The organism is Pelorhabdus sp. sgz311002 (genome assembly GCF_056134285.1).
Map to the genome: position 1 here is coordinate 1 of NZ_JBWBCL010000022.1, position 1,205 is coordinate 1,205.

The 1,205-nt window shown below is 50.9% G+C and carries 1 protein-coding gene; it reads left to right on the top strand.

What is annotated here, in order from left to right; genetic code table 11:
• Window positions 1-1,205, top strand: a 1,205-nt coding sequence (locus tag AC0NJP_RS18245) for a thiamine pyrophosphate-dependent enzyme (RefSeq protein WP_474700704.1), incomplete at both ends; no start/stop codon positions are given.

The following is a 1,205-nucleotide window of genomic DNA, read 5'->3' on the forward strand; positions in this document are numbered from 1 at the left end:
GCTACGCAGACAGAGCAGGAAGCTTTGTGGGATTATGCCATGAAGGTATCGCCGAAAGCGAACCCCATGAAGAAAGAAACGATCAAAGGCAGTCAGTTTGAACAACCGCTGCTCGAATTCTCTGGCGCTTGCGCCGGTTGCGGTGAAAGCCCTTACGCCAAACTCGTCACGCAGCTTTATGGCGATCGGATGATGGTCGCTAATGCGACAGGCTGTTCGTCCGTATGGGCCGGCAGTACGCCGTCAGTGCCGTATACGACGAACCATCGCGGTCATGGCCCGGCTTGGGGCAACTCCCTCTTTGAAGACAATGCTGAATTTGGTTTGGGCATGCTGCTTGGCGTGAAACAGTTACGAAAGAAAGTCGCTGCTGATGTAGAGAAGGCGCTCGCTGGAAACCTCAGCAACGAACTGCGTAGCGCATTGACCGAATGGCTGAACGGAAAAGATACCAGTGAAGGTACGCGCGAACGGGCGGATCAGGTCATTGCCGCTCTTGAAGGCGAAGCCGAAAAAGATACGCTGTTGCAAGCAATTGAACAAAATAAAGACTTTTTAGTGAAACGGTCGCAGTGGCTCTTTGGCGGCGACGGCTGGGCTTATGATATCGGCTTTGGCGGTCTTGACCATGTACTAGCCTCTGGCGAAGATGTGAATGTACTTGTCTTTGATACGGAAGTGTATTCCAATACAGGCGGTCAGTCTTCGAAAGCAACGCCGACAGCAGCAATTGCGAAATTTGCGGCAGGCGGAAAACGGACGAAGAAGAAAGATCTTGGCATGATTGCCATGAGCTATGGCTATATTTATGTAGCGCAGATTGCTATGGGCGCTGATAAGAATCAGACGTTAAAAGCCATTGCTGAAGCGGAAGCCTATCCGGGACCGTCACTCATTATTGCGTATGCACCATGTATTAATCATGGGCTGAAAGCCGGCATGGGTTGCAGTCAGGAAGAAGCGAAACAGGCTGTGGCAAGCGGCTACTGGTCCTTGTACCGCTTTGATCCACAGAAAAAAGAAACCGGCGCGAATCCTTTTGTGCTTGATTCGAAAGAGCCGACAGCCGACTTTAGAGAATTCCTGCTGGGTGAAGTCCGGTACTCGGCGCTCAAAAAACAGTTCCCTGAAATGGCGGAAGCTTTATTTGAGAAGACCGAAAAAGATGCTAAAGATCGCTTGGCTAGCTATAAACGCTTGGCTGA